General features: G+C 71.4%; 18 protein-coding genes and 2 pseudogenes. 11 read left to right on the top strand and 9 right to left on the bottom strand.

The window, feature by feature from the left end; translation table 11 throughout:
* Positions 1 to 148 precede the first annotated feature (148 nt).
* Positions 149 to 652 (top strand): hypothetical protein, encoded by a 504-nt coding sequence (locus tag ABZS71_RS04600; RefSeq protein WP_356207579.1) that lies wholly within the window; start codon positions 149 to 151, stop codon positions 650 to 652.
* On the opposite strand, the gene ABZS71_RS04595 is transcribed toward ABZS71_RS04600, so the two are convergent.
* Positions 653 to 793, bottom strand: a complete 141-nt coding sequence (locus ABZS71_RS04595) for a hypothetical protein (protein ID WP_356207578.1) — start codon at positions 791 to 793, stop codon at positions 653 to 655.
* A gap of 89 nt (positions 794 to 882) precedes the next feature.
* Positions 883 to 1,419, bottom strand: a complete 537-nt coding sequence (locus ABZS71_RS04590; protein WP_356207576.1) for a sigma-70 family RNA polymerase sigma factor — start codon at positions 1,417 to 1,419, stop codon at positions 883 to 885.
* A gap of 271 nt (positions 1,420 to 1,690) precedes the next feature.
* Between ABZS71_RS04590 and ABZS71_RS04585 the strand changes: the two genes are divergently transcribed.
* From ABZS71_RS04585 to ABZS71_RS04570, 4 genes are all read left to right on the top strand, one after another.
* Positions 1,691 to 4,672 carry a tetratricopeptide repeat protein gene (locus ABZS71_RS04585; RefSeq protein WP_356207575.1) on the top strand — a complete coding sequence of 994 codons (2,982 nt, stop codon included), beginning with the start codon at positions 1,691 to 1,693 and terminating at the stop codon, positions 4,670 to 4,672.
* A 384-nt stretch (positions 4,673 to 5,056) separates the two neighbouring features.
* Positions 5,057 to 5,698, top strand: coding sequence for a DUF4142 domain-containing protein (locus tag ABZS71_RS04580; RefSeq protein ID WP_356207573.1), 642 nt, complete (start codon positions 5,057 to 5,059; stop codon positions 5,696 to 5,698).
* Positions 5,699 to 5,718: 20 nt separating this feature from the next.
* Complete coding sequence (locus tag ABZS71_RS04575; protein WP_356207571.1) at positions 5,719 to 7,251, top strand: DUF1996 domain-containing protein; 1,533 nt, start codon at positions 5,719 to 5,721, stop codon at positions 7,249 to 7,251.
* Between the two features lie 34 nt (positions 7,252 to 7,285).
* Positions 7,286 to 8,164 carry a sigma-70 family RNA polymerase sigma factor gene (locus tag ABZS71_RS04570; RefSeq protein ID WP_356207570.1) on the top strand — a complete coding sequence of 293 codons (879 nt, stop codon included), beginning with the start codon at positions 7,286 to 7,288 and terminating at the stop codon, positions 8,162 to 8,164.
* Between the two features lie 95 nt (positions 8,165 to 8,259).
* On the opposite strand, the gene ABZS71_RS04565 is transcribed toward ABZS71_RS04570, so the two are convergent.
* Entirely contained in the window at positions 8,260 to 9,426 is a 1,167-nt protein-coding gene (locus tag ABZS71_RS04565) for a helix-turn-helix domain-containing protein (protein ID WP_356207568.1), read from the bottom strand.
* A gap of 348 nt (positions 9,427 to 9,774) precedes the next feature.
* Here ABZS71_RS04565 and ABZS71_RS04560 point away from each other — a divergent pair, with 348 nt between their 5' ends.
* The 4 genes from ABZS71_RS04560 to ABZS71_RS04545 all read left to right on the top strand — a co-directional run bounded on the left by ABZS71_RS04560 (position 9,775) and on the right by ABZS71_RS04545 (position 13,948).
* Positions 9,775 to 10,671: a hypothetical protein gene (locus ABZS71_RS04560; protein ID WP_355842492.1), complete on the top strand. Its 897-nt coding sequence runs from the start codon at positions 9,775 to 9,777 to the stop codon at positions 10,669 to 10,671.
* Positions 10,668 to 12,182 (top strand): NADH-ubiquinone oxidoreductase-F iron-sulfur binding region domain-containing protein, encoded by a 1,515-nt coding sequence (locus tag ABZS71_RS04555; protein WP_356207566.1) that lies wholly within the window; start codon positions 10,668 to 10,670, stop codon positions 12,180 to 12,182. The genes ABZS71_RS04560 and ABZS71_RS04555 overlap by 4 nt, the downstream gene beginning before the upstream one ends.
* Before the next feature lie 191 nt (positions 12,183 to 12,373).
* Entirely contained in the window at positions 12,374 to 13,372 is a 999-nt protein-coding gene (locus tag ABZS71_RS04550) for an SCO0930 family lipoprotein (protein WP_356207564.1), read from the top strand.
* Between the two features lie 84 nt (positions 13,373 to 13,456).
* Positions 13,457 to 13,948: a hypothetical protein gene (locus ABZS71_RS04545; protein ID WP_355842483.1), complete on the top strand. Its 492-nt coding sequence runs from the start codon at positions 13,457 to 13,459 to the stop codon at positions 13,946 to 13,948.
* Between the two features lie 41 nt (positions 13,949 to 13,989).
* Here the strand turns inward: ABZS71_RS04545 and ABZS71_RS04540 are convergent, their stop codons facing one another.
* Both ABZS71_RS04540 and ABZS71_RS04535 read right to left on the bottom strand, forming a co-directional pair.
* Positions 13,990 to 14,667 carry an HAD family phosphatase gene (locus tag ABZS71_RS04540; RefSeq protein WP_356207562.1) on the bottom strand — a complete coding sequence of 226 codons (678 nt, stop codon included), beginning with the start codon at positions 14,665 to 14,667 and terminating at the stop codon, positions 13,990 to 13,992.
* 334 nt (positions 14,668 to 15,001) lie between these two features.
* A complete protein-coding gene (locus tag ABZS71_RS04535) occupies positions 15,002 to 15,937 on the bottom strand; it encodes a ScbA/BarX family gamma-butyrolactone biosynthesis protein (protein ID WP_355842477.1) in 936 nt (311 codons plus the stop codon).
* An 89-nt stretch (positions 15,938 to 16,026) separates the two neighbouring features.
* Between ABZS71_RS04535 and ABZS71_RS04530 the strand changes: the two genes are divergently transcribed.
* Positions 16,027 to 16,680, top strand: a complete 654-nt coding sequence (locus ABZS71_RS04530) for a ScbR family autoregulator-binding transcription factor (RefSeq protein WP_356207560.1) — start codon at positions 16,027 to 16,029, stop codon at positions 16,678 to 16,680.
* 34 nt (positions 16,681 to 16,714) lie between these two features.
* Here the strand turns inward: ABZS71_RS04530 and ABZS71_RS04525 are convergent, their stop codons facing one another.
* On the bottom strand, positions 16,715 to 17,398 hold the full coding sequence (locus ABZS71_RS04525; RefSeq protein WP_356207559.1) for an SDR family oxidoreductase: 684 nt from the start codon (positions 17,396 to 17,398) through the stop codon (positions 16,715 to 16,717).
* Complete coding sequence (locus ABZS71_RS04520) at positions 17,391 to 18,059, bottom strand: exo-alpha-sialidase (protein WP_356207865.1); 669 nt, start codon at positions 18,057 to 18,059, stop codon at positions 17,391 to 17,393. The genes ABZS71_RS04525 and ABZS71_RS04520 overlap by 8 nt, the downstream gene beginning before the upstream one ends.
* A 79-nt stretch (positions 18,060 to 18,138) precedes the next feature.
* Here ABZS71_RS04520 and ABZS71_RS04515 point away from each other — a divergent pair.
* Positions 18,139 to 18,459, top strand: a pseudogene (locus ABZS71_RS04515) (4-hydroxythreonine-4-phosphate dehydrogenase PdxA); the annotation flags it as partial.
* A 482-nt stretch (positions 18,460 to 18,941) separates the two neighbouring features.
* On the opposite strand, the pseudogene ABZS71_RS04510 reads toward ABZS71_RS04515, so the two are convergent.
* Together ABZS71_RS04510 and ABZS71_RS04505 are read right to left on the bottom strand one after the other, a co-directional pair.
* Positions 18,942 to 19,394: pseudogene (locus ABZS71_RS04510) on the bottom strand (ABC transporter ATP-binding protein); the annotation flags it as partial.
* Positions 19,379 to 20,281 carry an ABC transporter transmembrane domain-containing protein gene (locus tag ABZS71_RS04505; RefSeq protein WP_356207557.1) on the bottom strand — a complete coding sequence of 301 codons (903 nt, stop codon included), beginning with the start codon at positions 20,279 to 20,281 and terminating at the stop codon, positions 19,379 to 19,381. The pseudogene ABZS71_RS04510 and the gene ABZS71_RS04505, both read right to left, overlap by 16 nt.
* Between the last annotated feature and the right edge of the window lie 474 nt (positions 20,282 to 20,755).

Raw genomic sequence — 20,755 nt, 5'->3', positions numbered from 1 at the left:
CCGGATACCGACGCGCCATTGACGGGGTGTCCGGGGCATCGCGGCTGCGCCGCCGAGGTGGGCCGGCGGTGAACGATCAGCTCCGCAACTGCGTATCCGTAGGTGTGATGTACCCAGCCGCAGCCGGATCCGCCACGGGAGGGCCCTCATGGACGACGCACCGCACCCGGCCCCGTCCGCCGACCTCAGCACGCGCCGCCGCGGCCCGCGCCTGGTTCCGGTGGTGGCGGCGGTGTGCGCGGTGCTGGTCACCGCCGGATGCGGTGGGGGCGGGAAGGCGGACGCCAAGGCGGAGACCGGACGGCACACCGCCCGCCCGAGCGCGAGGGCGAGCCCCGGCGCCAAGCCGGCACGGGTGGACCAACTGGCCTCGGCCGCCGGCTGCAAGCCCGACTTCACCACGAGGGTCGACGACTACCGGCAGGCCGTCTGCAAGACCGGCAAGGGCAAGTTCCTCTTCCTCGACTTCGTCAGCGACAAGGGCCAGCGGGACTGGCTGGACACCGCGCAGATGTACGGCGGGGTCTATCTGGTCGGCGATCGCTGGGTGCTGTCGTCGTCGCCGAGGAAGAACATGGACACCCTCCGCCGCGAGTTCGGCGGCACCATCGAGGAGGGCACCTCGTACGGCGCCTCCCCCAGTTCGCGCTGATCAGCGCGCGGCGCTCCACAGATGGTGGGTGGCGTACGAGCGCCAGGGGCGCCAGCCGGCGTCCGCGCGCCCGGTGCCGTCGCCCTCCAGGAGCACATCGGGGTCGCCAGGGCGCGCATCCGGATGCAGCCGGCCGTCCATGCGTCGACGCCGTTCAGGTTGCGCAGCTCCTTCCTCCGTCAGGGCGGTCTGGTCCACGACCGCCCCGCGCGCGGTGATGATCAGCGGGATCAGCAGGCGGTGACGCCGCGCGCCGCCAGGGCCCTGCGCAGCGCGCGCATCGCGTAGTACGTCCGCGACTTGACGGTTCCGGGCGGCACCCCCAGCACCTTCGCCGCCTGGTTGACGCTGCGGCCCAGGTAGTACACGTGCAGCAGGACCTCCCGCTGGAAGGGGGCGAGATCCGCCATCGCCTCGATCACCACCTGCGCGGTGAGCGCCTGGTCGACCGCGTCCGGCGCGGCCAGGTGGGTCAGATCCGCGTCGCCGAGCTCCAGGGGCCGCGCCGCCTGGGCCCGACGGCAGTCGATCACCAGATTGCGGACCACGGTGAACAGCCAGGGACGCGCGCTGTCGTCCGCGGGGTCGATGTCGGCGGAGTGCTGCCAGGCGCGGATCGCCACCTCCTGCACGACGTCCTCGGCACGGTGCCAGTCCCCGCCCAGCATCCGGGCCGCGTAGCGGAGCAGCGCGGAGCCGTGCCGTTCGTACAGCACCCGCAGAAAGGTCTCGGCCTCGTCGGGCCGCGGCGCCCCCCGGTCGGCCACGGCACGTAAAAGACGAGTGCGTGTCGGCCTCGGGGCCACCTCGGTCACCACGGCTGCTGCGCAGGTATGCATCGTCCGGTCCCCCCGGGTCTGCGATCGCACCGGCGCCGGGTGTGCGAGCGGTCATGGCGGGCCGGTGCGGCGAATGCGGTCTGAAATCGGTGGCGCGAGCGTAGAGGGACCCCGACACCGAATCAGTGCCGAAAGACTGACGGTGGCGGCGGCTGGAAGAGCGCTGCCGCCGGAGGCCGCTCGACTACACTCCGCACTTGTGCGATTTACGGTGTTAGGCCCGGTCAGAGCGTGGCGGGACGAGGCCGAGCTGGAGCTCGGGCCGCCCAAACAGCGTGCGCTGATGGCGCTGTTGCTCGTGCGGGCGGGGCAGCCCGTGGCGCTCAGCGAGATCGTCGACGTGCTGTGGGCGCAGGATCCGCCGAGCAGCGCGGTGAATGTGGTGCACCGGCATGTCGGGGCGGTGCGCCGGCTGCTGGAGCCGGGCCTGCCGGCGAAGGCGGCGGGCAGCCGGCTGGTGCGCAGCTCGGGCGGCTACCGGCTGAACGCCGACGCCGAGGCGCTGGATCTGCTGCGCTTCCGGCAGCTGAGCGAACGGGCCCGCCAGGCCGCGGGGATGGACGCGCCGGACGAGGCCGCGGAGCTCTTCGCCCAGGCCCTCGCCCTGTGGCAGGGGCCGACCGCCGCCGGGATACCGGCGGACATCCGGGCGCATCCGGTGTTCTCCGGGGTGGACGGCGAGTTGCTGGCCGCCGCCAAGGTGGCCGCGGAGATGGCCCTGGAGTCCGGGGTCCCCGAACGGCTGCTGACGATCCTTCAGCAGTTCGCCGCCCACCATCCACTGGACGAGACGCTGCAGGCGAGGCTGATCCTGGTGCTCGCCGGCACCGGCCGGCGGGCCGAGGCGCTGGAGCTCTACGGCACGGTGCGGGACCGGCTGACGGAGCAGTTGGGCATCGACCCCGGTCCCGAACTGCGCGCCGCCCACCTCCAGGTGCTCCCCCAGCCCGCCCCGGCCCCGGCCACCACCACGCCGAAGGCCCGTACGGGCGGCGGCGCCCGGCCCACCGGGAGCTCCGCCGGGGGCGCCCCGCTGGGCGCGGAGCCCGCGCACGGTCCGCCGTCCCCGCCGCCTCCGCCCCCGTCCCCGCCGCCCCCGCCGCCGCAGGAGCCGCCCGCCCCGGCCGTACGGCCCGCCCAGCTTCCTCCCGATCTGCCCACGTTCAGCGGCCGGCACGTGGAGCTCGCCCGCACCCGGGCCCTGCTTCCCGAGGGCGCCGAGGCCGGGTCGCCGGCCCCCGTGGTGATCAGCGCGATCGACGGGATGGCCGGGATCGGCAAGACGACGCTGGCCGTGCACTGGGCCCATCGGATCGCCCACCGCTTCCCCGATGGTCAGCTCTACGCCAATCTTCGCGGCTTCGACCCGACCGGTTCGGTGATGCCCCCGGACGAGGCGCTCCGGACGTTTCTGCACGCGCTCGGGGTTCCGCCGAGCCGGGTACCGGCCGGTCTGGACGCCCAGACCGCGCTGTACCGCAGTCTGCTGGCGGGGCGGCGGGTGCTGATCCTGCTGGACAATGTGGTGGACTCCCAGCATGTCCGGCCGCTGCTGCCCGGCTCCCCCGGCTGTCTGACCATCGTCACCAGCCGCAATCAGCTCCATGGTCTGATCGCCACCGAGGGGGCCCGTCCGCTCACCCTCGGCCCGCTGTCCCCGGCCGATTCCCGTGAGGCGCTGGTCCGCCGGCTCGGGGCCGACCGGGTCGCCGCGGAGCCGGAGGCCGTGGCGACCATCGTCCGGCTGTGCGGACATCTGCCGCTCGCGCTGGCCGTGGTGGCCGCCCGCGCCGCCACCCGGCCGGCTTTTCCCCTCTCTTCTGTCGCCGCGGAGCTGCGGGAGAGCCACGGCAATCTCGACGCGTTCGCGGGCGCCGATCCCAGCACCGACGCGCGGACCGTCTTCTCCTGGTCCTACCGCGCCCTGCACCCCGAGGCCGCACGGCTGTTCCGGCTGCTCGCTCTGCATCCGGGCCCCGAGATCTCCACGGCGGTGGCCGCGAGTCTGGCCGGGCTCCCGGTCCGCAGGACCCGTGCGCTGCTGGCCGGTCTGGCCCGTGCCCATTTGCTGATCGAGCACGCTCCGGGCCGCTACACCTTCCACGATCTGCTGCATGCCTACGGGGTGGAGCTCGTCCAGGACCACGACCCGGCCGAGGCCCATCGGGACGCCCGCCACCGCATGTTCGACCACTATCTGCGGACCGCGCGCACCGCCGCCACCCTGCTCGCCCCGCACCGCACCGAGCGCATCCCGCTGTCCCCGCCCCGGCCCGACGCCTCGCCCGAGCACCTCACCGGCCAGGAGCGGGCCGAGGCATGGCTCGCGGCCGAGCGGCCCGTACTGCTGTCGGTCATCGACCACGCCACCCAGACCGGATTCCCCGCCCACGCGTGGCAGTTGGCCGTGACCCTGGAGCTCTTCCTGGACCGGCGGGGCCACTGGCAGGAGCAGACCACCATCCAGCGCACCGCGCTGGACGCGGCCCTGCGTCTGTCCGACCGGCTCGGGCAGGCGCACGCCCACCGCACGCTGGGTTTCGCCGAGGGCCGGCTGAGCCGGTACGAGGAGGCGTACCGCCATCTGGGGCGCGCCCTGGAGCTGTTCGCCGAGCTCGGTGAGTTCGACGGCCATGCCCGTACCGTGCGCAGCCTGGCGTTTCTCGCCAACACCGAGGGCCACCACCAGCAGGCGCTGGAGCACTACCAGCCCGCGCTCGAGCACTATCGCTCCTCCGCCAACCTCAGCGGACAGGCCAGCGTGCTGAACGAGATCGGCTGGACCCACGTCCTTCTCGGCGAGTACGAGCACGCCCTGGCCCAGTGCGGGCAGGCGGTCGAGCTGCACCGGCGGATCGGCGATTCCAACGGCGAGGCCGCCGCGCTGGACAGCCTGGGGTTCGCGTACCACCACCTCGGCCGGTACGAGCCCGCCCTCAGCTGTTACCGGCACGCGCTCGGCATCTACCGCGAGATCCACGACGGCTATCTGGAGGCCGACACGCTGACCCATATAGGGGACACGCATCTCGCCCAGGGCGACATCGGCACCGCGCTCACCGTCTGGCGGCAGGCCCTGGCCATTCTCAAGGGGCTCAACCACCCCGACACCCGGGTCCTCAGCGGCAAGCTGCGGTGGTACGAGCAGCCGTCACCTCTGACGCCGACGCTCAGCGGATGACGGCGGCGGACCGCGGTCGATGGTCAAGGACCCCGGCCCGTACCGGCCTGCCGGCCCGTACCGGCCTGCCGAAGGCCAGGCGTCGACCTGGTGTTCCTCGCTCTCACCGCCATGGCGGGCGCCCTTTCGTCTCGCGGGTCGCCGGCGGCCGGGGGCCGTCGAACGGCCCGCCCGCACACCGGGTTCTCCCTGCCATACGTACGGGCGCGGCGAGTTGCTCAACGGGCAGGAAAAAACTTTTTGAGAGGCCGCCGATGTGCGGGCGGGCAGGGTACCAGCCCGTAATGATCTCTGTCCCGACTTTATTCACTAGTGATGAGGTCTCCACGACCGAGCTACACGAGGTACTAGCGTCCGGTGTCACTCCGAACCAAGGAGGGCGCTGTGCGATCAGCAATCCTCAGCAGATCCAATGCATCCAGCCGTACCATCGGCACCGGGCTCATCATTGGTGCGCTCGCCGTGACACTCGCGGCCATCCTCATCCCCGTGTCACTGTTCGGTGGGAGCAGCGCCGCGGCGCCGCGCAACGGCGTCACGGACGACGGTGGCGGGACGGTCAGCACCCAGTACGGGCCGCTCACAGCCACTGACCGGGACTTCGTCCGCAAAGTGAGGCTCGCCGGAACGTGGGAGCTTCCCGCGGGGCGCATGGCTCAGGAGCGCGACAGCCGGGACGCCGTGAAGACCGCCGGTGAGCACCTCATCGAGGGGCACACCGAGCTCAACCGGCGGTCCGAGGAGGTCGGCCGGGCGCTCGGGATCCAGCTGCCCACCCAGCCCAACGCACAGCAGCAGGGCTGGCTCAACGAGATGAACAGCGCACAGAGCAACGCCGATTTCGAGCGCGTGTTCGCGAACCGGCTGCGCGCTGCGCACGGGAAGGTGTTCAATCTCGTGGCACAGGTACGGGCGGAGAGCCGTAACTCCATGGTCAGATCACTGGCCACCAGGGCCAATGCCGTCGTTCTCGACCACATCACGGTCCTCGAGGACACCGGGCTTGTCGACTACGACGCCCTCTAACGACTAAGTGAAGTGATCTTATGAGGCAACAGACCCACAAACGCGGGCGGTTCACCAACAAAACCGTCGCCATCGTCGCCGCGCTCGCGCTCGGCGGTGGCGGGGCCGCGATCATCGCCGCGAACGCATCCGCCCATGGTGACAAGAGCGACTCCAACCAGAACAACACCGTGGCCGCGAAGGCGGGGACGATCCAGTGCCCCGATGTGGGCCAGAACCTGAGCGACGTGCCGTCCAGGGCCAGGCCCGAGGTCGACAAGAGCCTGGCCGAGCTGGACAACCAGGTGGCCAAGGCCTACCAGCAGATGAACTCGCAGCAGCAGGGCTCGAGCGACGCGGTGCTCTCCAAGCTCAACGAGCAGCGCTCCCAGACGCTCGACGACATCGGCACGGCCATGGGCGGCGACAACTCCCAGCTGCAGGGGATGACCGACTGCAAGTGGCAGGGGGTCGCCACCTCCGCGGGCGGCGACCAGCAGCAGGGCGGCCAGCAGCAAGGCAGCCAGCAGCAAGGCGGTGACCAGCAAGGCGACCAGCAGCAAGGCGGTGACCAGCAAGGCGACCAGCAGCAAGGTGGCGACCAGCAAGGCGGCCAGCAACAAGGCGGCCAGCAGCAAGGCGGCGAGGGCGCCAACGACGTGCCCGGCAACGCCGGCGGCCAGGCGGGCAACGGACCCTCGCCCGACGACTTCGTCGACATCACCAAGGTGCAGCCGAACGTCAAGCAGCCTCCGCAGGCACAGGGCAACGGCTCCACCGGTACCTTCAGCTCGGAGTGCGGCGTCGGCGACGCGGGCCTCCGCAACAGCGACAACGTCATCGTCGCCCCCGGTGTGGGCAACGGCGCCCACCACACCCACGACTACGTGGGCAACGACAGCAACGACGCCTTCGCCAACAACCAGACCTTCGAGCAGGCGGGCACCTCCTGCACCAACGGCGACAAGTCGACCTACTACTGGCCCGTGGTCCGCGCCCAGGACGGCAAGGACGAGCAGGACGCCAATGAGCTCGGCGGTGGCCAGGAGGGCAACGTCGGCACCATCCTGACCCCCAAGAGCTCCACGATCGAGTTCAAGGGCAACGCGCAGAGCAAGGTCACGGCCATGCCGAAGTTCCTGCGGGTCATCACCGGTGACGCCAAGGCCCTCACCAACGGCGACAAGAACGCCAACGCCTCCTGGAGCTGCACCGGCTTCGAGGACCGGCAGCTGACGGACAAGTACCCGCTCTGCCCCCAGGGCAGCTCGGTGACGCGTACCTTCGACTTCCAGAGCTGCTGGGACGGCAAGAACATCGACAGCGCCAACCACCGGGACCATGTCGCCTTCGCCAATGAGGACGGCTCCTGCCCCAACGGCTTCCAGGCCATCCCCCAGCTGGTGAACACCCTCACCTACGATGTGCCGGCCAACACCCCGTTCGCGGTGGACGGCTTCCCGGAGCAGTTGCACAAGCCCATCACCGACCACGACGACTTCATCAACGTGATGTCGGACGACCTGATGAACAAGGCGGTGGACTGCATCAACAGCGGCAAGAAGTGCAGCTGATGGAGGAAAACCACCCGGCGCGCGCCGCGCTGCCGTGCACCACAAGGCCGCGGACGACGCGGCCGCCCACCATCCCGCCGCGGAACATCCGGACCGCGCCGCATACCCGGCACATACCGGCCGACCGGTCCGTCCCGGCACCGGCGGCCCGCTCTCGGACCAGGAGCTGACCCAACAGCTGGTGGCGGGCCACGCGTCGGGCACCAACAGCCCGGCCGCGGGCGACATCCTGTTCCGCCGCCACCACCGGGCGACGCTCGCCTACGCCCGGACCTGCTGCCGGGCCCCGCATGATGCCGAGGACCTGGCCTCCGAGGCGTTCTTCCGCACCTTCCAGGCCGTACGGGCCGGTGGCGGTCCGCGCGGCTCCTGGCGCCCGTATCTGCTGACCGTGGTGCGCCACACCGCGGTCGAATGGAGCGCCGGGGAGCGTCAGATCCTGCTCACGCCCGACTTCGAGTCCTGGCGGCAGCACGCGCCCACGGCCGATCCCCAGCAGCATCTGGTGGCCGGAGAGGACCGCCGGATGCTGATCCGCAGCTTCAGAAGGCTGCCCGAGCGCTGGCAGACCGTGCTGTGGCTCACCCTCGTCGAGGACGACTCCCCGCATCGGGTGGCCGCCGTGCTGGGCATCTCCCCCAGCGGTGTGACATCACTGGCCTTCCGGGCCCGGGAAGGGCTGCGGGAATCGTATCTGCAGGCCCATCTGGAATCCGCGCGCAATGACCGGTGCCGCCACTTCAGCGCCATGATCGGCGCCTCCGTACGGCGCGGCGGGGGCCGCGGCCACGCGCTCGCGCGCCATCTGGCCGAGTGTGCTTTCTGCGCCCGTGCGTACAACGAGTTACTGGGGCTCAACGCCGCGATGCGCACGGCCTCCCGTACGGCGGCGCCCGCCGGGGCCAGGAGCTGAATCGATCCGCTCCGGCCGCCCCGACGGGCGCCTTCTCCGTCTCATGAGGAACCGCCGACCGCGACACACGCGGTCGGCGGTTCACTGTGCCCGGCTCACAGTCCGTTGACGCGGGCCTCCCGGGCGATTCCCAGGGGCCGGATGCCGGGGGGCGCCCCGGTACGGGTCCTGCGGCCCACCCGCGACGCCTGGCGCCGTATTCGGTCCATCTGCGCCAACAGCCGGCGGCCGCGCAGCGCCATCTCCAGCTCGAAGCGGATGCGCGGGTCCCGCAGGCCGGGCCCGAAGAGCTTCTCTATCTGGCGCAGTCGGTACCGCACGGTCTGCGGATGCACTTTGAGGGCCTTCGCCGCCTCGGGCGCGCCACCGCCCTCCAGCCAGGCCAGCAGCGTCATCTGCAGGCGCTCGCTCTGCCGGGGGGTCAGCCCGACCAGCGGCTTGAGCCACCGGGAGGCCAGCGCCCGGACCAGGGACTCGTCCTGCAGAAGCAGCAGCATCGACAGATGGTCGTCGACGAAGAGCACCCGGGCCTCGGGGCCGCTGCGCGCCGGCGCCAAGGTCAGCAGGCGCCGCGCCCAACGCACGGAGGACGTCGCGTCGTTCAGCGGCACCACATGGCCGACCGCGGCCGTGCGGCCGCGCAGCGCGGTTTCCAGCGCGCCGCGGGTGCCGGGTTCCACCGGAACCTCCCGGTCCGGGTCCCGCTCGCCGTCCTGGGTCTGGGCGGCGGCGGAGTCCGGGGCGGGGTCCGTGTCCGCGTCCGGGTCGGGGAGCAGCAGGCACAGCTCGTCGCCGACCGCGCCGATGAGGGTGTCTCCCAGCACGGCGGCCAGCTGCGGTGCCTCGCCCGGGGTGGGCAGGGCGATGGCCTGGACCGTCTCGGGAAGAGGCCACCGGGCGGCCCGGGACAGCTCGGCCAGGGTCCGCTCGGAGACCACCACTTCACCGATGAGGGCCTCGAACAGCTCGCGCCGGGCCCGCTCGGGCGGTACTTCGGTGGGCAGCTCCTCGCCGGGGGTGGCGGCCGGCTCGCCGACGCCTTCCTCACCCGGCTTGCGGTAGCCCAGTGCCGTCAGGAGAGCCTGTTCGACTCCCCATCGGACCTTGTCACGCTCAGAGTCCTCCAGAAGGTCGGCGAATCCCGGAATTCTGTGCCGGAGGTTCTCCAGCACCTCATCGGCCACGGAGGGGAGTTCATTGCGCAGCACCCGGGTCCACTCGCCACGGGGGCGGGACCAGATGCGGTTCACGAGTTCGCCCATCATTACCTCGTTCTTGCCGGGGGGAGGCCTGGCCGTTGGGGGGTCGGTCAGGCCCGTGGAGGTTGCCTCCGTCTCCGGATTCGTCCGCTCCGGGAGAGGGAGTCGAGGGTCCTCCGCTACGTCATAGAGGACCCTGCCCCCTCCCGGTCCCGGTATTTTGCCAGGTCTTTGCCATGGGAATGACACTGGATCAGCCGGAGGCGGTGGGGGCACCGTTGGTCCACCAGAAGTTGTCACGTTACGACAAATCTTATGGAGATCAGGTGTACTTCCGAGAAGCTGCTGCCCCCAAGACGACTTTGACGTATCTCGTCACCCGCGCGAATCCCGCGCGATCGGGAGGCTCCAATGTCCATGTCCCAAACGCCGACTCCCTCCCAGGGGCGCCACGGGGGACGCCAAGCACGTGGAGGACGACGAGCCGCTCGCCGGACTCGGCAGCGCGACCAGCCCGGCATCGGCTCGCCACGCAACCTCAGGCTCTACGCTATCGCCGGAACCGTCATACTGTCCCTCATCGTCGCGAACAACGCCGGTGCTTTCACCAAGACCTTCGCGTTCCTCGACTTCGGTGCGGGCGTTCTCGCGCTGGTCTGTCTCACCTCGGCGGTGCTGTGGGGGCTCGCCGCGACCGACCAGCTGATTCTCCACACCCACCATCGACTGGTCGCCCAGGCCATCCACCGGGCCGCCGCGGTCGGTGGTCTGCTCTTCCTGGCCGTCCACATCTGGGTCAAGGTCGCGGAGAGCCACACCAGCGCAGCGGCCGTCGTTGTACCGTTCGCTGACGCAAATCAGCCGTTGCTGATCGGGCTCGGCACCATCGCCGGATACCTCTTCGTCATCGCGGCGGTGACCGGCGCGGTGCGCAGCTCGTTCGCCTCGGCGGGCAACTCACGCTGGCGGTACCGCTGGTGGCGGGCGCTGCATGTGGGGGCCTACCCGGCCTGGTGCGCCGCGCTGATCCACGGTCTGAAGGCAGGACGTGCCGCCAAGGTCTGGGCGACGTACGGCTACATCGCGGCGCTGGCCGGTGTCGCCATCGCGCTGTGGCTGCGGCTCGTCGCCCGGCGGCGCCAGGACGACGGCCGCGGCGACGGCATCGAGGTCAGGAATCCGCCCGCCCGCAGCATGCAGCAAGGCCGTACCCGGCGCGCCACTCCCACCGTGCCCCGGCCCCGCGCGGCCGACTCCGGCCGGCGTGACAGCGCACCGCTCGGCGCCTCCCGTGGGTGGGAGCGTTGATCACGACAAAACCCCGGCTCGCCTGTGTCGACCCGCCCCGGCTGCTGGCCGGGCTCGACGAGGTGTACCGGCTCGACCGTGTCGGCCATCTGACCGTGCATGGCACGATGCCCGCTCTGCGGGCGGATGAACTCGTCGCCCTCGCGGAGAACATCGATCTCCGAGGCCGCGGCGGAGCCGGTTTCCCGTTCGCCAAAAAGGTCCAGGCCGTCGTCGAATCGGCCGGCCGGCGGGACGGCCGCTGCGCCGTCGTCGTCAACGGCAGTGAGGGAGAACCGAGCTGCCTCAAGGACACCGCGCTGCTGCTGCACACCCCGCATCTGGTGATCGACGGCGCCACCCTGGCCGCCGAGGCGCTCGGCGCCGAGGAGGTCGCCATCGCGGTGCACCGGCAGGATGTCCAGGAGTCGCTGAACGCCGCCGTGGCCGAGCGCGGCCCCAGCGGGGTCCCGGTGCGGGTGAGCCGTACCCCCGACCGGTTCGTCGCCGGTGAGGGCGGCGCGGTCATCAACGGCATCAGCGGCGCCCCGGCCATCCCCAACGGCCGGAAGATCCGGACCAGCGACAGCGGGCTGAGCGGTCTGCCCACCCTGCTGTCCAACACCGAGACCTTCGCCCAGCTCGCCGTCGCGGCGCGGATGGGCGCCCTGCCGTACCGCTCGGTGGGGCTGCCCACCGAACCGGGCACGACCCTGCTGACGGTCGGTGGCAAGTACGTCATGGAGACGCCGACCGGGGTGCCGCTGACCTACATCCTGGAGCTGTGCGGTCTCACCCCCGGCCAGGGGGTGCTGGTCGGCGGCTACCACGGCAAGTGGCTGGATCCGAAGAGCATCTACGCCACCACGATCTCCCGTGAATCGATGAAGAAGTACGGCGCGCGGCTGGGCGCCGGGGCGGTGCTGCCCATTCCCGAGGACACCTGCCCGCTCGGCGAGACCGCGCGGGTGGCCCGCTGGCTGGCCGCCGAGACGGCCGGCCAGTGCGGACCCTGCTTCATCGGGCTCCCCGCCCTCGCGGACGCGATCGGCCAGGTGGAGCGCGGCGGCGGCCAGTCCTCGATCGACAATGTGCGCGCCTACATCAACTCGGTGAAGAAGCGCGGGGCCTGCAGCCACCCCGATGGCACGGCCGGTTTCGTGACCACCGCGCTGGACGCGTTCCCGGAGGAGATCGAGGCCCATGCGCTGGGCGCCGGGTGCGGGCGGCCCACGATGGGTGTGCTGCCGCTGCCGGAGGATTCTCTGCCCCTGGCACTGCCTCCCGGCCCGTCGGCCGAGGCGCCGCGGGGAGACCGCGGCCAGCGGGGGCCGATGGAGAATCTCCTCGTGGACTGGTCGCTGTGCCAGGGCCACGGGCTGTGCGCGGACATCCTCCCGCCCGATGTGCTGACGCTCGGCATCGACGGCTATCCGGCCTCGGCCAAGATGGAAGTCCCTCGTCATCTGCGTGCGCAGGCCGTCCGCGCGGTCCGTCGCTGCCCCGCCCTGGCGCTGCGCATCGAGGAGTAAGGCACCACGAGATCACGCTTCACCTCTCGCGACGGCCGTCAGATACGGCCGTCGACTGCTGTGCGTTCAAGGATCCGGAGATTTTTGCGCCTGGTGACAAATTCCGAACCCGCTGAACGTCGGCCGGTGCGGGCTCCGTATGCACATGGCGTCGGCGCAAACACCGCCGGACCGATTGAGATTGCAGAGGAATGGTCATGGAGAAGCGGCGTCAAATCGCATTCGCTGGCGTGTCCGTAGCGATGGTTATGCTGACGGCGGCGTGCGGGGCCAGCAAGGACAACTCCGCGGGCCAGGGCGCCAATGTCCAGCCGGCGGGGGGCAGTCAGACGGTCGGTGCGGGTGCGACGGCGGGCGCCGGTGCCGGTGCGGCGGACTCGGGTTACGGTACGAGCGGCGGGAACGAGGCGGGCGGCGACACGGGTGCGGCCGCGGGCAGCGAATCGGCCAGGACGGGCCCGGCGAAGGAGCTCGCGGTCAAGGAGACCGCCAAGCTCGGCTCCTTCGTGACCGACAGCAAGGGCTGGACGCTGTACCGCTTCGACGAGGACACGCCCAAGCCGGCCAAGTCCAACTGCAACGACGCGTGCGCCACCAAGTGGCCGCCGGTGCCCGCGGACGACGTCAAGGCCGCCAGCGGGATCGACGCCGACAAGCTCGGTTCGGTCACCCGCACCGACGGCACCAAGCAGCTGACGCTGGCGGGGTGGCCGGTCTACCGCTACGCGGGCGACACCAAGGCGGGCGACACCAAGGGCCAGGGCGTGGGCGGCACCTGGAAGGCCATCGCGCCCGACGGCAAGCCGGCCGGCAAGACGGCCGCCGCGGACGACAGCCTGGAGCTGATGGTCAACAACAACGCCAAGCTCGGTAAGATCGTCGTGGACGGCAAGGGCATGACCGTCTACCGGTTCAACAAGGACAGCGCCTGGCCGATGAAGACCGCCTGCCTGGGTGCCTGCCTGGACACCTGGAAGCCCGTCAAGGCCGTCGACACCACCAAGGTCGCCGGGATCAACGCCTCGAAGGTCACCTCCTTCACCCGCCCCGACGGCTCCAAGCAGGCGGCGTTCGACTGCTGGCTGCTCTACACCTTCACCGGGGACACCAAGCCCGGTGACACCAACGGCCAGGGCGTGAAGGGGACATGGTTCGCGGTCACCGACAAGGGCAAGAAGGCGGGCCAGTAAGGGACGAGATGATGGTCCACCCCAGCGGGAGGCCCGAGGCCGAAGGCGCCTGGGCCTGCCCGCTGGACCTATCGGGAGGTTGATGTGTCACCCGCACTCCGTGCCACCGCGCTCTGCGCGGCTTTGTTGCTGTTGAGCGGCTGCGGCGGAAGCAGCACGGCGCATGACGCCAAGCATGGGAAGAAGGCACCCGCGGCCAAGGCGTTCGGCGAGGCCGGGAAGCCCGCGCCGCTGACGAAGATCGCCGATGCCATCGGCTGCAAGGCCAAGGTCATCACCGAGGCGGAGGAGCTGCGCCAGGGGGCGTGCGGGGCCGGCAAGAACCGGTTCACGATGCTCACCTTCGCCACCGACAAGGGCCAGCACGACTGGCTGTCGGAGTCGAAGGACTACGGGGGCACCTACCTGGTCGGCAAGCGCTGGTCGGTGACCGGCCAGTCCATGGGCTCGCTGGAGCCCCTGCGCGACAAGATCGGCGGGTCCCTGGAGAAGGGGATGTCCATGTCCCACGGCGGTATGGAGATGGGGGACGGTAAGGACGACTCCATGAACCACTCGGGACACGACGGGAAGTGACCTCCGCCGCCGCCGACCAGGCGGTGAGTGGGCTCAGCCCGTCATGCCGCCCGGGAGTCGGCCCACTTGAGCAGCTCGGGGTCGGCGAGGGTGGAGACCCACAGATCCACCGGCGGACGCTCGTCCACCGGCTTCCGTGGCCCGACGCCGAGAACCCTCAGCCCCGCGCGCGAGGCGGACAGAAAACCGCAGTGGGAGTCCTCCACCGCGAGAGCGTCGCCGGGGGCCGCACCGCACAGGCGGGCGGCCGCCAGATAGACGTCGGGGTACGGTTTGGGCCGCACCTCCCCCTCGGGGACCAGCACATGGTTGAAGTAGCGCAGCAGCCCGGCCTTGGAGAGCCCGTCCTCGACCACGTCGCGCGGGCAGTTGCTGGCCACGGCCAGCGGGGCGAACGCCGCCGCCTTCTCGACCAGTTGGGGCGCCCCGGGCATGGTGACCGGGTCCTCGGCCACCAGACTCCGGAAGGCGTCCAGCAGTTGTTCGGTCATCTGCTCGGCGAGTTCGGGGAGTCCGGCGAATTCGGCCATCATGCGGCCGCATTCGCTGTAGTGGAGCCCCTTGGTGCGCTGGGCGAACTCCTCGTCGGGGGCGGTTCCGTGGGCTCTGAGCACCACTTCGCGCGCCTCCACCCAGTGTCGTTCGGAATCCATCAGGGTACCGTCGCAGTCGAAGACAATGGCGGCTGGGGTCCATGCGAGAAGCTTTTCGGCTGTCATCTGCCTGCCGTTCCATGGGAGGTGGAGGAATCGGCGCAGGAGGTACCTGTACCTGCGGGGAGCAGCTCAGTGAATTTCCTGGCGGCTCAGTGCGCGAGATGCGCTGACCGCTGCGTTCCGATGCGCGAGCGCCTTTCCGCGTACGCGACATGGGAGGGCCGTACAGGCGGAGAATCGCCTGCCCGAAACATAACGATCACTACGGTAGTCAGGTGACCCGCAGCAAGCAAGGGACTACCGAGCGTCGGCGATTTGTTCGTCGCTCAGGATGTTCATCGTTCAGTGCGTTCGTCGCCCAGACGTTCGCCGTACGGGTGTTCGTCGCCGACCGGTATCAGAGGTACTGGAGCACGCCGACCGCCGTGCACATGTCCGCCTGGCGCAGCCGGAAGACGCAGGTTCTGCCGTGGGAGGTGCACTCGACCACGGCGGGCGGAAAGGACTCGGTGAAGCGGATGGCCTTCATCCGGCAGGCGACGGGCCGGGTCAGCGCCCCGCCGGTGGCCAGCGCCGCGGCCTGACGGGCGCCTTCCAGCAGCACCAGACCCGGCACATGGTCGCTCCAGTGGTCGAAGAAGAAGGGGTGGCGGGGGTCGGCGGGATCCAGGTAGACCACTCCCCCGTCCCGCACCACCAGCACATCCCGGGCGGCGGGGACGGCCAGTTGCCCAGGTGACGGCCGTACGGCGGCGCGCAGCCGGCGCCGCGCGGTGTGCCCCGACGCGGCGGCCCGGGTCTCCGCGTACGCCGTGCCGTCGAGGAACCGCGCGGTCCCCCCGGCCCACGCGAAGCGCTTGCCGCCCGCCGCCAGACCGACGTCCAGCCGCATCCCGGAGACAAAGCGTCCGCAGGGTGTGGTGCGGATGTCCGTGACGGCCGCCCGGCAGGTGATGTCGGTGGCGCCGTGCGGCGCCCGGGGCTCGGCCTCGGGATCGAGCCGGAAGAAGAGGTCACGGATCAGGAAATGCGCCCCCGCGGACACGGCGTAGTACCGCGTGGGAATGTAGATCCCCAGTTCGCGCAGGGTTTCGGCGATCATCAGCGGATGGTGCCTGCCGTCCCCGCCGTGCGGGAAGGTCGGATGGGACCGGGGCCACTGGGCGGCGGCCTCGAAGCGGTCGTCACCCTGCGTGCGTACGTCGGTGAGCAGCACCTCGGCCACCGAGACCCGGTGCACCGCCTCCCGCTCCACCGTGCGGGACCAGCTGAGCGGCCGGCCGGTGGGACCGGACGGCTCCGAAAGGCCGTGAGCCTCACGAACGATCACCATAAAATACTAATAATGTTTGACCTGTCTTGCCTCACCACCATCGTGGGAAGAAAGTTCGCTAAGTTCTCTCCCACACCTCCGACCGGCTGATGAAGGACGGCGAACACGTGCAAGAGCGGGCCGAGCAGACACGCCGATCTCTTCTGGAGGCCGCCGCGTCGCTATTCGACGAACGGGGCTACGCCGGTACGAGCATCAGCGACATCACCGCCCGGTCCGGTCACACCAGCGGCGCCATTTATTTCCACTACACGAGCAAGGAAAGACTCGCACTCGCTGTGGTGGAGGAACACTTCGCCACCTGGCCGCCCCTGATCGAGCGATATGCCTCCACCGAGGCCGCGCCCCTGGACCAGCTCGTCCGGCTCAGCTTCGCGGTGGCCCGCGCCTTCCGCGACGACATCGTGGTCCGGGCGGGGGCCCGGCTGTGGACCGAGCGCACCCTGATCGAGGCGCCGCTGCCGCCGCCCTTCGTGGGGTGGATGGACGCCGTGGGGCAGATGATGGAGAAGGCGCGGGCGGAGGGCGACCTGGCCGCGCATGTCGATCCCCTGCCCGCCGCCCGGACCGTCGTCTGCGCCTTCTTCGGTCTGCACACTGTGTCCGAGGCCCTCGACGGACGACGGCTCGTCGAGGACCATCTGACCGATCTGTGGACGCTGCTGCTGCCCTCGCTGCGCGCCCGGCCCGGCGACACCGCCGGACTGCTCGCGGCGGCCCGGGTGCCACGGGCCCAGGGCTGACCCCGTATCACCTCGGTGGCCGTCGACGGCCGCGTCACAGCGAGGCGCCCCCGCACATCACCAGCGTCTGACCGGTGAGGGACCCGCCCTCGGGGCCCAGCAGGAACGACGTCAGCCCGGCCACCTCCTCCGGGCGTACGAGCCGGCCCAGCGGCGGCACGACGGGCGGGGTGCGGCTGCGGCCGGGGTCCCGCAGCATGGGGGTGTCCGTCGGGCCCGGGGCCACCACATTGACGGTGACCGCGCGGGGCGCCGGCTCCGCCGCCCAGGACCGGGCCAGGGCGGCCAGCGCCGCCTTGGTGGCCGCGTACTGGCTCTTGCCCGGGACGCCGGTCATCGTCCGGCTGCCCACCAGCACCACCCGGCCGCCGTCCCGGACCCGGTCCACCAGTGTGTCGGCCAGGACGCTCGCCGTCTGGACATGGATCCGCCACATGAGGGACCCGTCCTCCTCGCTGAGCTCCCCCAGCCGCGCGGAGCGCTGGACGCCCGCCGCGCGCACGACGGCGTCGACCCCGCCGGCCACGGGGGCCAGCCCGGCCGACAGCGTCTCCGGCCGGGCCAGATCCGCCGGGATCCAGCGCAGCCGCCCGGACTCGTGCGGCGGTGCGGTGCGGCTGATCCCGGTGATCCGCCATCCCTCCGCCAGCAGCCGGGTGGCGATGGCGGCGCCGATACCGGAGCTGACACCGGTGACCACCGCGTGCCGCTCAGCCACCGCGCGCCCAATCCGGGGCCACCCGGACGTACTTGATGGCCTGCCGGTGGTAGGTGTACGCGATATGCAGCGCACCGTCGGGGGACTGCTGGATCGTCGGGTACGACAGCTCGCGGTTGAGCCGGTCGCGGGAATTGTTGGTCAGACAGTGTCCGTCGCCGACATCGAGGTCGCGCCGCTCGGGCCAGGTGCGGCCGCCGCCGGCCGAGAGCGCGAGGGTCATCGGCGCCCGGGGCGCGCCCCAGAAGGCGCCTCGGCCACTGGCCGGGGCGGGCTGGGCGGGGGCCGGGGTTCCGTCCGGCCGGCCCCCGTCGTCGATCTCGTCGTAGCGCGAGACGCGGCGGGCCGTCGCGTCCGCCGCGCTGCTGTGGTTGTGGACCAGCGCGAGCCGGCCGTCGGCGAGCGGGACGTACTGGACGGAGGAGTTGTTGTTGGGAAGCCCGATCGGCTCGGGCGCGCTCCAGGTCTCTCCCCCGTCGTGCGAGCGCGAGGCGTGGATCGCGTCCGCCCACCGGCTGCGGAAGAGGGCCAGCAGGGTGGTGTCCGGCGGCGGGTGGACGTTCACGTGCACACAGCCGGTCGAGCCCGGCACCGGCCGCTCGCGCCAGCTCTTCCCCTGGTTGAGCGGATGGCCGCGGGGCTTGCGGAAGTTGAAGAACAGCTGGTTGACGCGGGTGCCCGAGGCGCGGTCGAAACGGACGCCCGGCAGGCCCCGGAGCTGCTCGGCGGAGTCGGGGGTAATGGTGTCGATGCGTCCAGCTCACCGCTGCTTACGGCGACGACACGACTGGACTCCTCGGGGACGAACCGCACCCGGACCCGTTCGACGGCCGGGCACCATTCACGTGACCACCCACATCGGCCTCATCGACGCGGTGCGGAAGATCGAGCCGGGGCTGGTCGAGCGCACCGTGCGCCGTGGCCATGAGGCGATGGTGCGTGCCGGAACGCCGAATCCGGTGATCGGGGTGTGCGGCATCAACCCGCACGCGGGTGAGAGGCGGACGCTGGTGACCGACAGCGGCGCCGACGCGGAGGAGATCCGGGCGCTGCGCGCCGAGGGCGTCGACGTCGTGGTCGTCGACGGGGGCCGCGGGACGGAACGCGGCTCGCCCGAGTGCGGGTCTCGTCTCGCCTGGGGTGGGGGCGGTCCACGCCGTCGCCGGATGACGGGCCGGTGGGAGTGCGGGTGGTGCGGCCGAGCGCCGCGGGACGGGACGCGGCTCCCCCGGGTGCGGCCTTCGTCTCGCGGCTGCGGTACCCCCTCCGAAAAATGCTTGATCTGGCGCAACTACTTTGTCAAGCAACTTCGCAGGGGGCACCCCACCCCACCGGCGCCGCCGCTACCGGGCCGTAGCCCCACCGGCCCGTCATCCGGCGATGGCGCGCCAGTGGCCCCCACCCCGCCCGATGCTCCAAGCACCCCAACCAAGACGAAGCCCGCAGACGGCAGAGCCGCTCCACCCGACGGCGTTGACAAGGGCGGGCGCGCCGTTCGCGGCGCCGGGCCCGGTCCGCGTACTGCCCCGGTAGGCGCTCCGGGTCATGAGCGGCCGTGCCAGGACTCCCAGAGCGCGGCGTACGCGCCCTCGCGCCGCACCAGCTCCCCGTGCGAGCCGAGTTCGCTGATCCTCCCGTCCTCCATGACCGCCACCCGGTTGGCGTCGTGCGCGGTGTGCAGCCGGTGCGCGATCGCGATGACGGTGCGCCCTTCGAGGACGGCGGCGAGGGAGCGTTCGAGGCGGCGGGCGGCGCGGGGGTCGAGCAGCGAGGTGGCCTCGTCCAGCACCAGGGTGTGCGGATCGGCCAGCACCAGCCGGGCGAGGGACAGCTGCTGTACGCGGTCGGGCGGCAGGGCCGCGCCGCCCGTCCCCACCCGTGCCTGAAGTCCCAGCTCCGCCGCCCACTCCCGGGCCCCGACCGCGCCCAGCGCCCGCTCCAGCTCGCCATCGGTGGCATCGGGCCGGGCGATGAGCAGATTCACCCGGAGCGTGCCACGACGGCCCGGTAGCGGACGTCCGTGAGGAGTTCGCCGTGGGCACCCTGGGCGACGGCCTTCGCGCTCTCGACGTAGAAGGCGACGAGCTGTCCGGCGCCGATCCGGCCGGTCACGACGTAGTGCGCCCCGAGCCAGACGACGACGGTGGTGAGCAGCCCCGGCAGCAGCAGCTTGGCGCCGTCCAACAGGGCCTCCACGCGGGCGACCGCCACTCCGGCGGCGCGCACCCGCTGGGAGTCCGCGCGATAGCGCCCCGCGAAGACGTCCTCGCCGCCGATGCCGCGCAGCACCCGCAGCCCGGCTGACGATGTCGACGGCCGGCCGGTCAGCTCGGCCTGCTGCTCGCGCAGGCGCCGCTGGCGGCGGTGGAGCGGGCGGATCAGCAGGGCGATCGCCCCCGCCATGAGCGGTACGCCGAGGAGGACGACGATGCCGAGCTGCCAGGAGGTGTGCAGCCGGATCACGGCGACGACGGTGATGGCGACGATCGCGCCGCTGCCCCGGGCGGTCTCGGCGAGTGCGTCGCCGAGGAGGGCGGCGCGGTCGCGCAGATTGCCGGCGGCGGCCTGGAGCACCCCGAGGGCCACCACCGCACCGCCCCACAGCGTGAGCGCCCGCTGGTCACGGGCGATGATTCCGGCGTCGATGGCCCTGCCGACCGCAGCGGGCACCAGGGCCTGGGCCAGCACCGAGAATTCCGTATATAACGCCCAGGAATATGGAATTGCGCTGATTATTGGCAAGCCATAACAGATAGGATGTGGGTGAGTGATGGTCTGGATGTCCGGGATCCGGATCAGGAAAGCGTCGCATGGCGACGGCGACGCTAACGGCGCCGTATCCGCCGGGCGGGTGAATTTTTCCGCGTTCGGCGCGGAGACCATGCGTGGACAAAGGGGGACGGGGCACCCGCTCCCCTTATGACGTGGCCACCGTCGCGAGCTTTTGGAGGACACCGTGGCACGGCAGACCGACCCGACCCTCATTCATCCGACGCTGCGAGAACCCGGGCCGCAGTCACCGACCCCCTCGCCCGGTCCGGGTGGCCCGGAACCGGGTCCCGCTCCGGGACCCGTGCCCGGACCGCCGCCGGGCCCGCCGCCCGACCCGGTGCCCAGCCCCCCGCCCGAGCCGCCGAGCCCCACGCCGGGCCCAGTACCGGGCCCCTCCCCTGACCCGGTGCCCAGCCCGCCGGGGCCCGACCCGGTCCCGGACCCGGGTCCGCTGAGGTAACCCCCGAAACCACCCTCGCGCCGCGCCCCCCCGGGCCCCCCCCCCCCGGGGGGGGGCGGCCGGGGTCGTTGGGGGCGGGGGGGCACAAACGACTACGGGGGGGGGGTGGGGTCGCCACAACATCA

The organism is Streptomyces sp. NPDC005393 (genome assembly GCF_040606675.1).
In the GTDB taxonomy this organism is placed as follows: Bacteria; Actinomycetota; Actinomycetes; order Streptomycetales; family Streptomycetaceae; genus Streptomyces.
The sequence above is the reverse complement of the archived record's forward strand: the minus strand, read 5'-3'. Positions and strand labels throughout refer to the sequence as shown.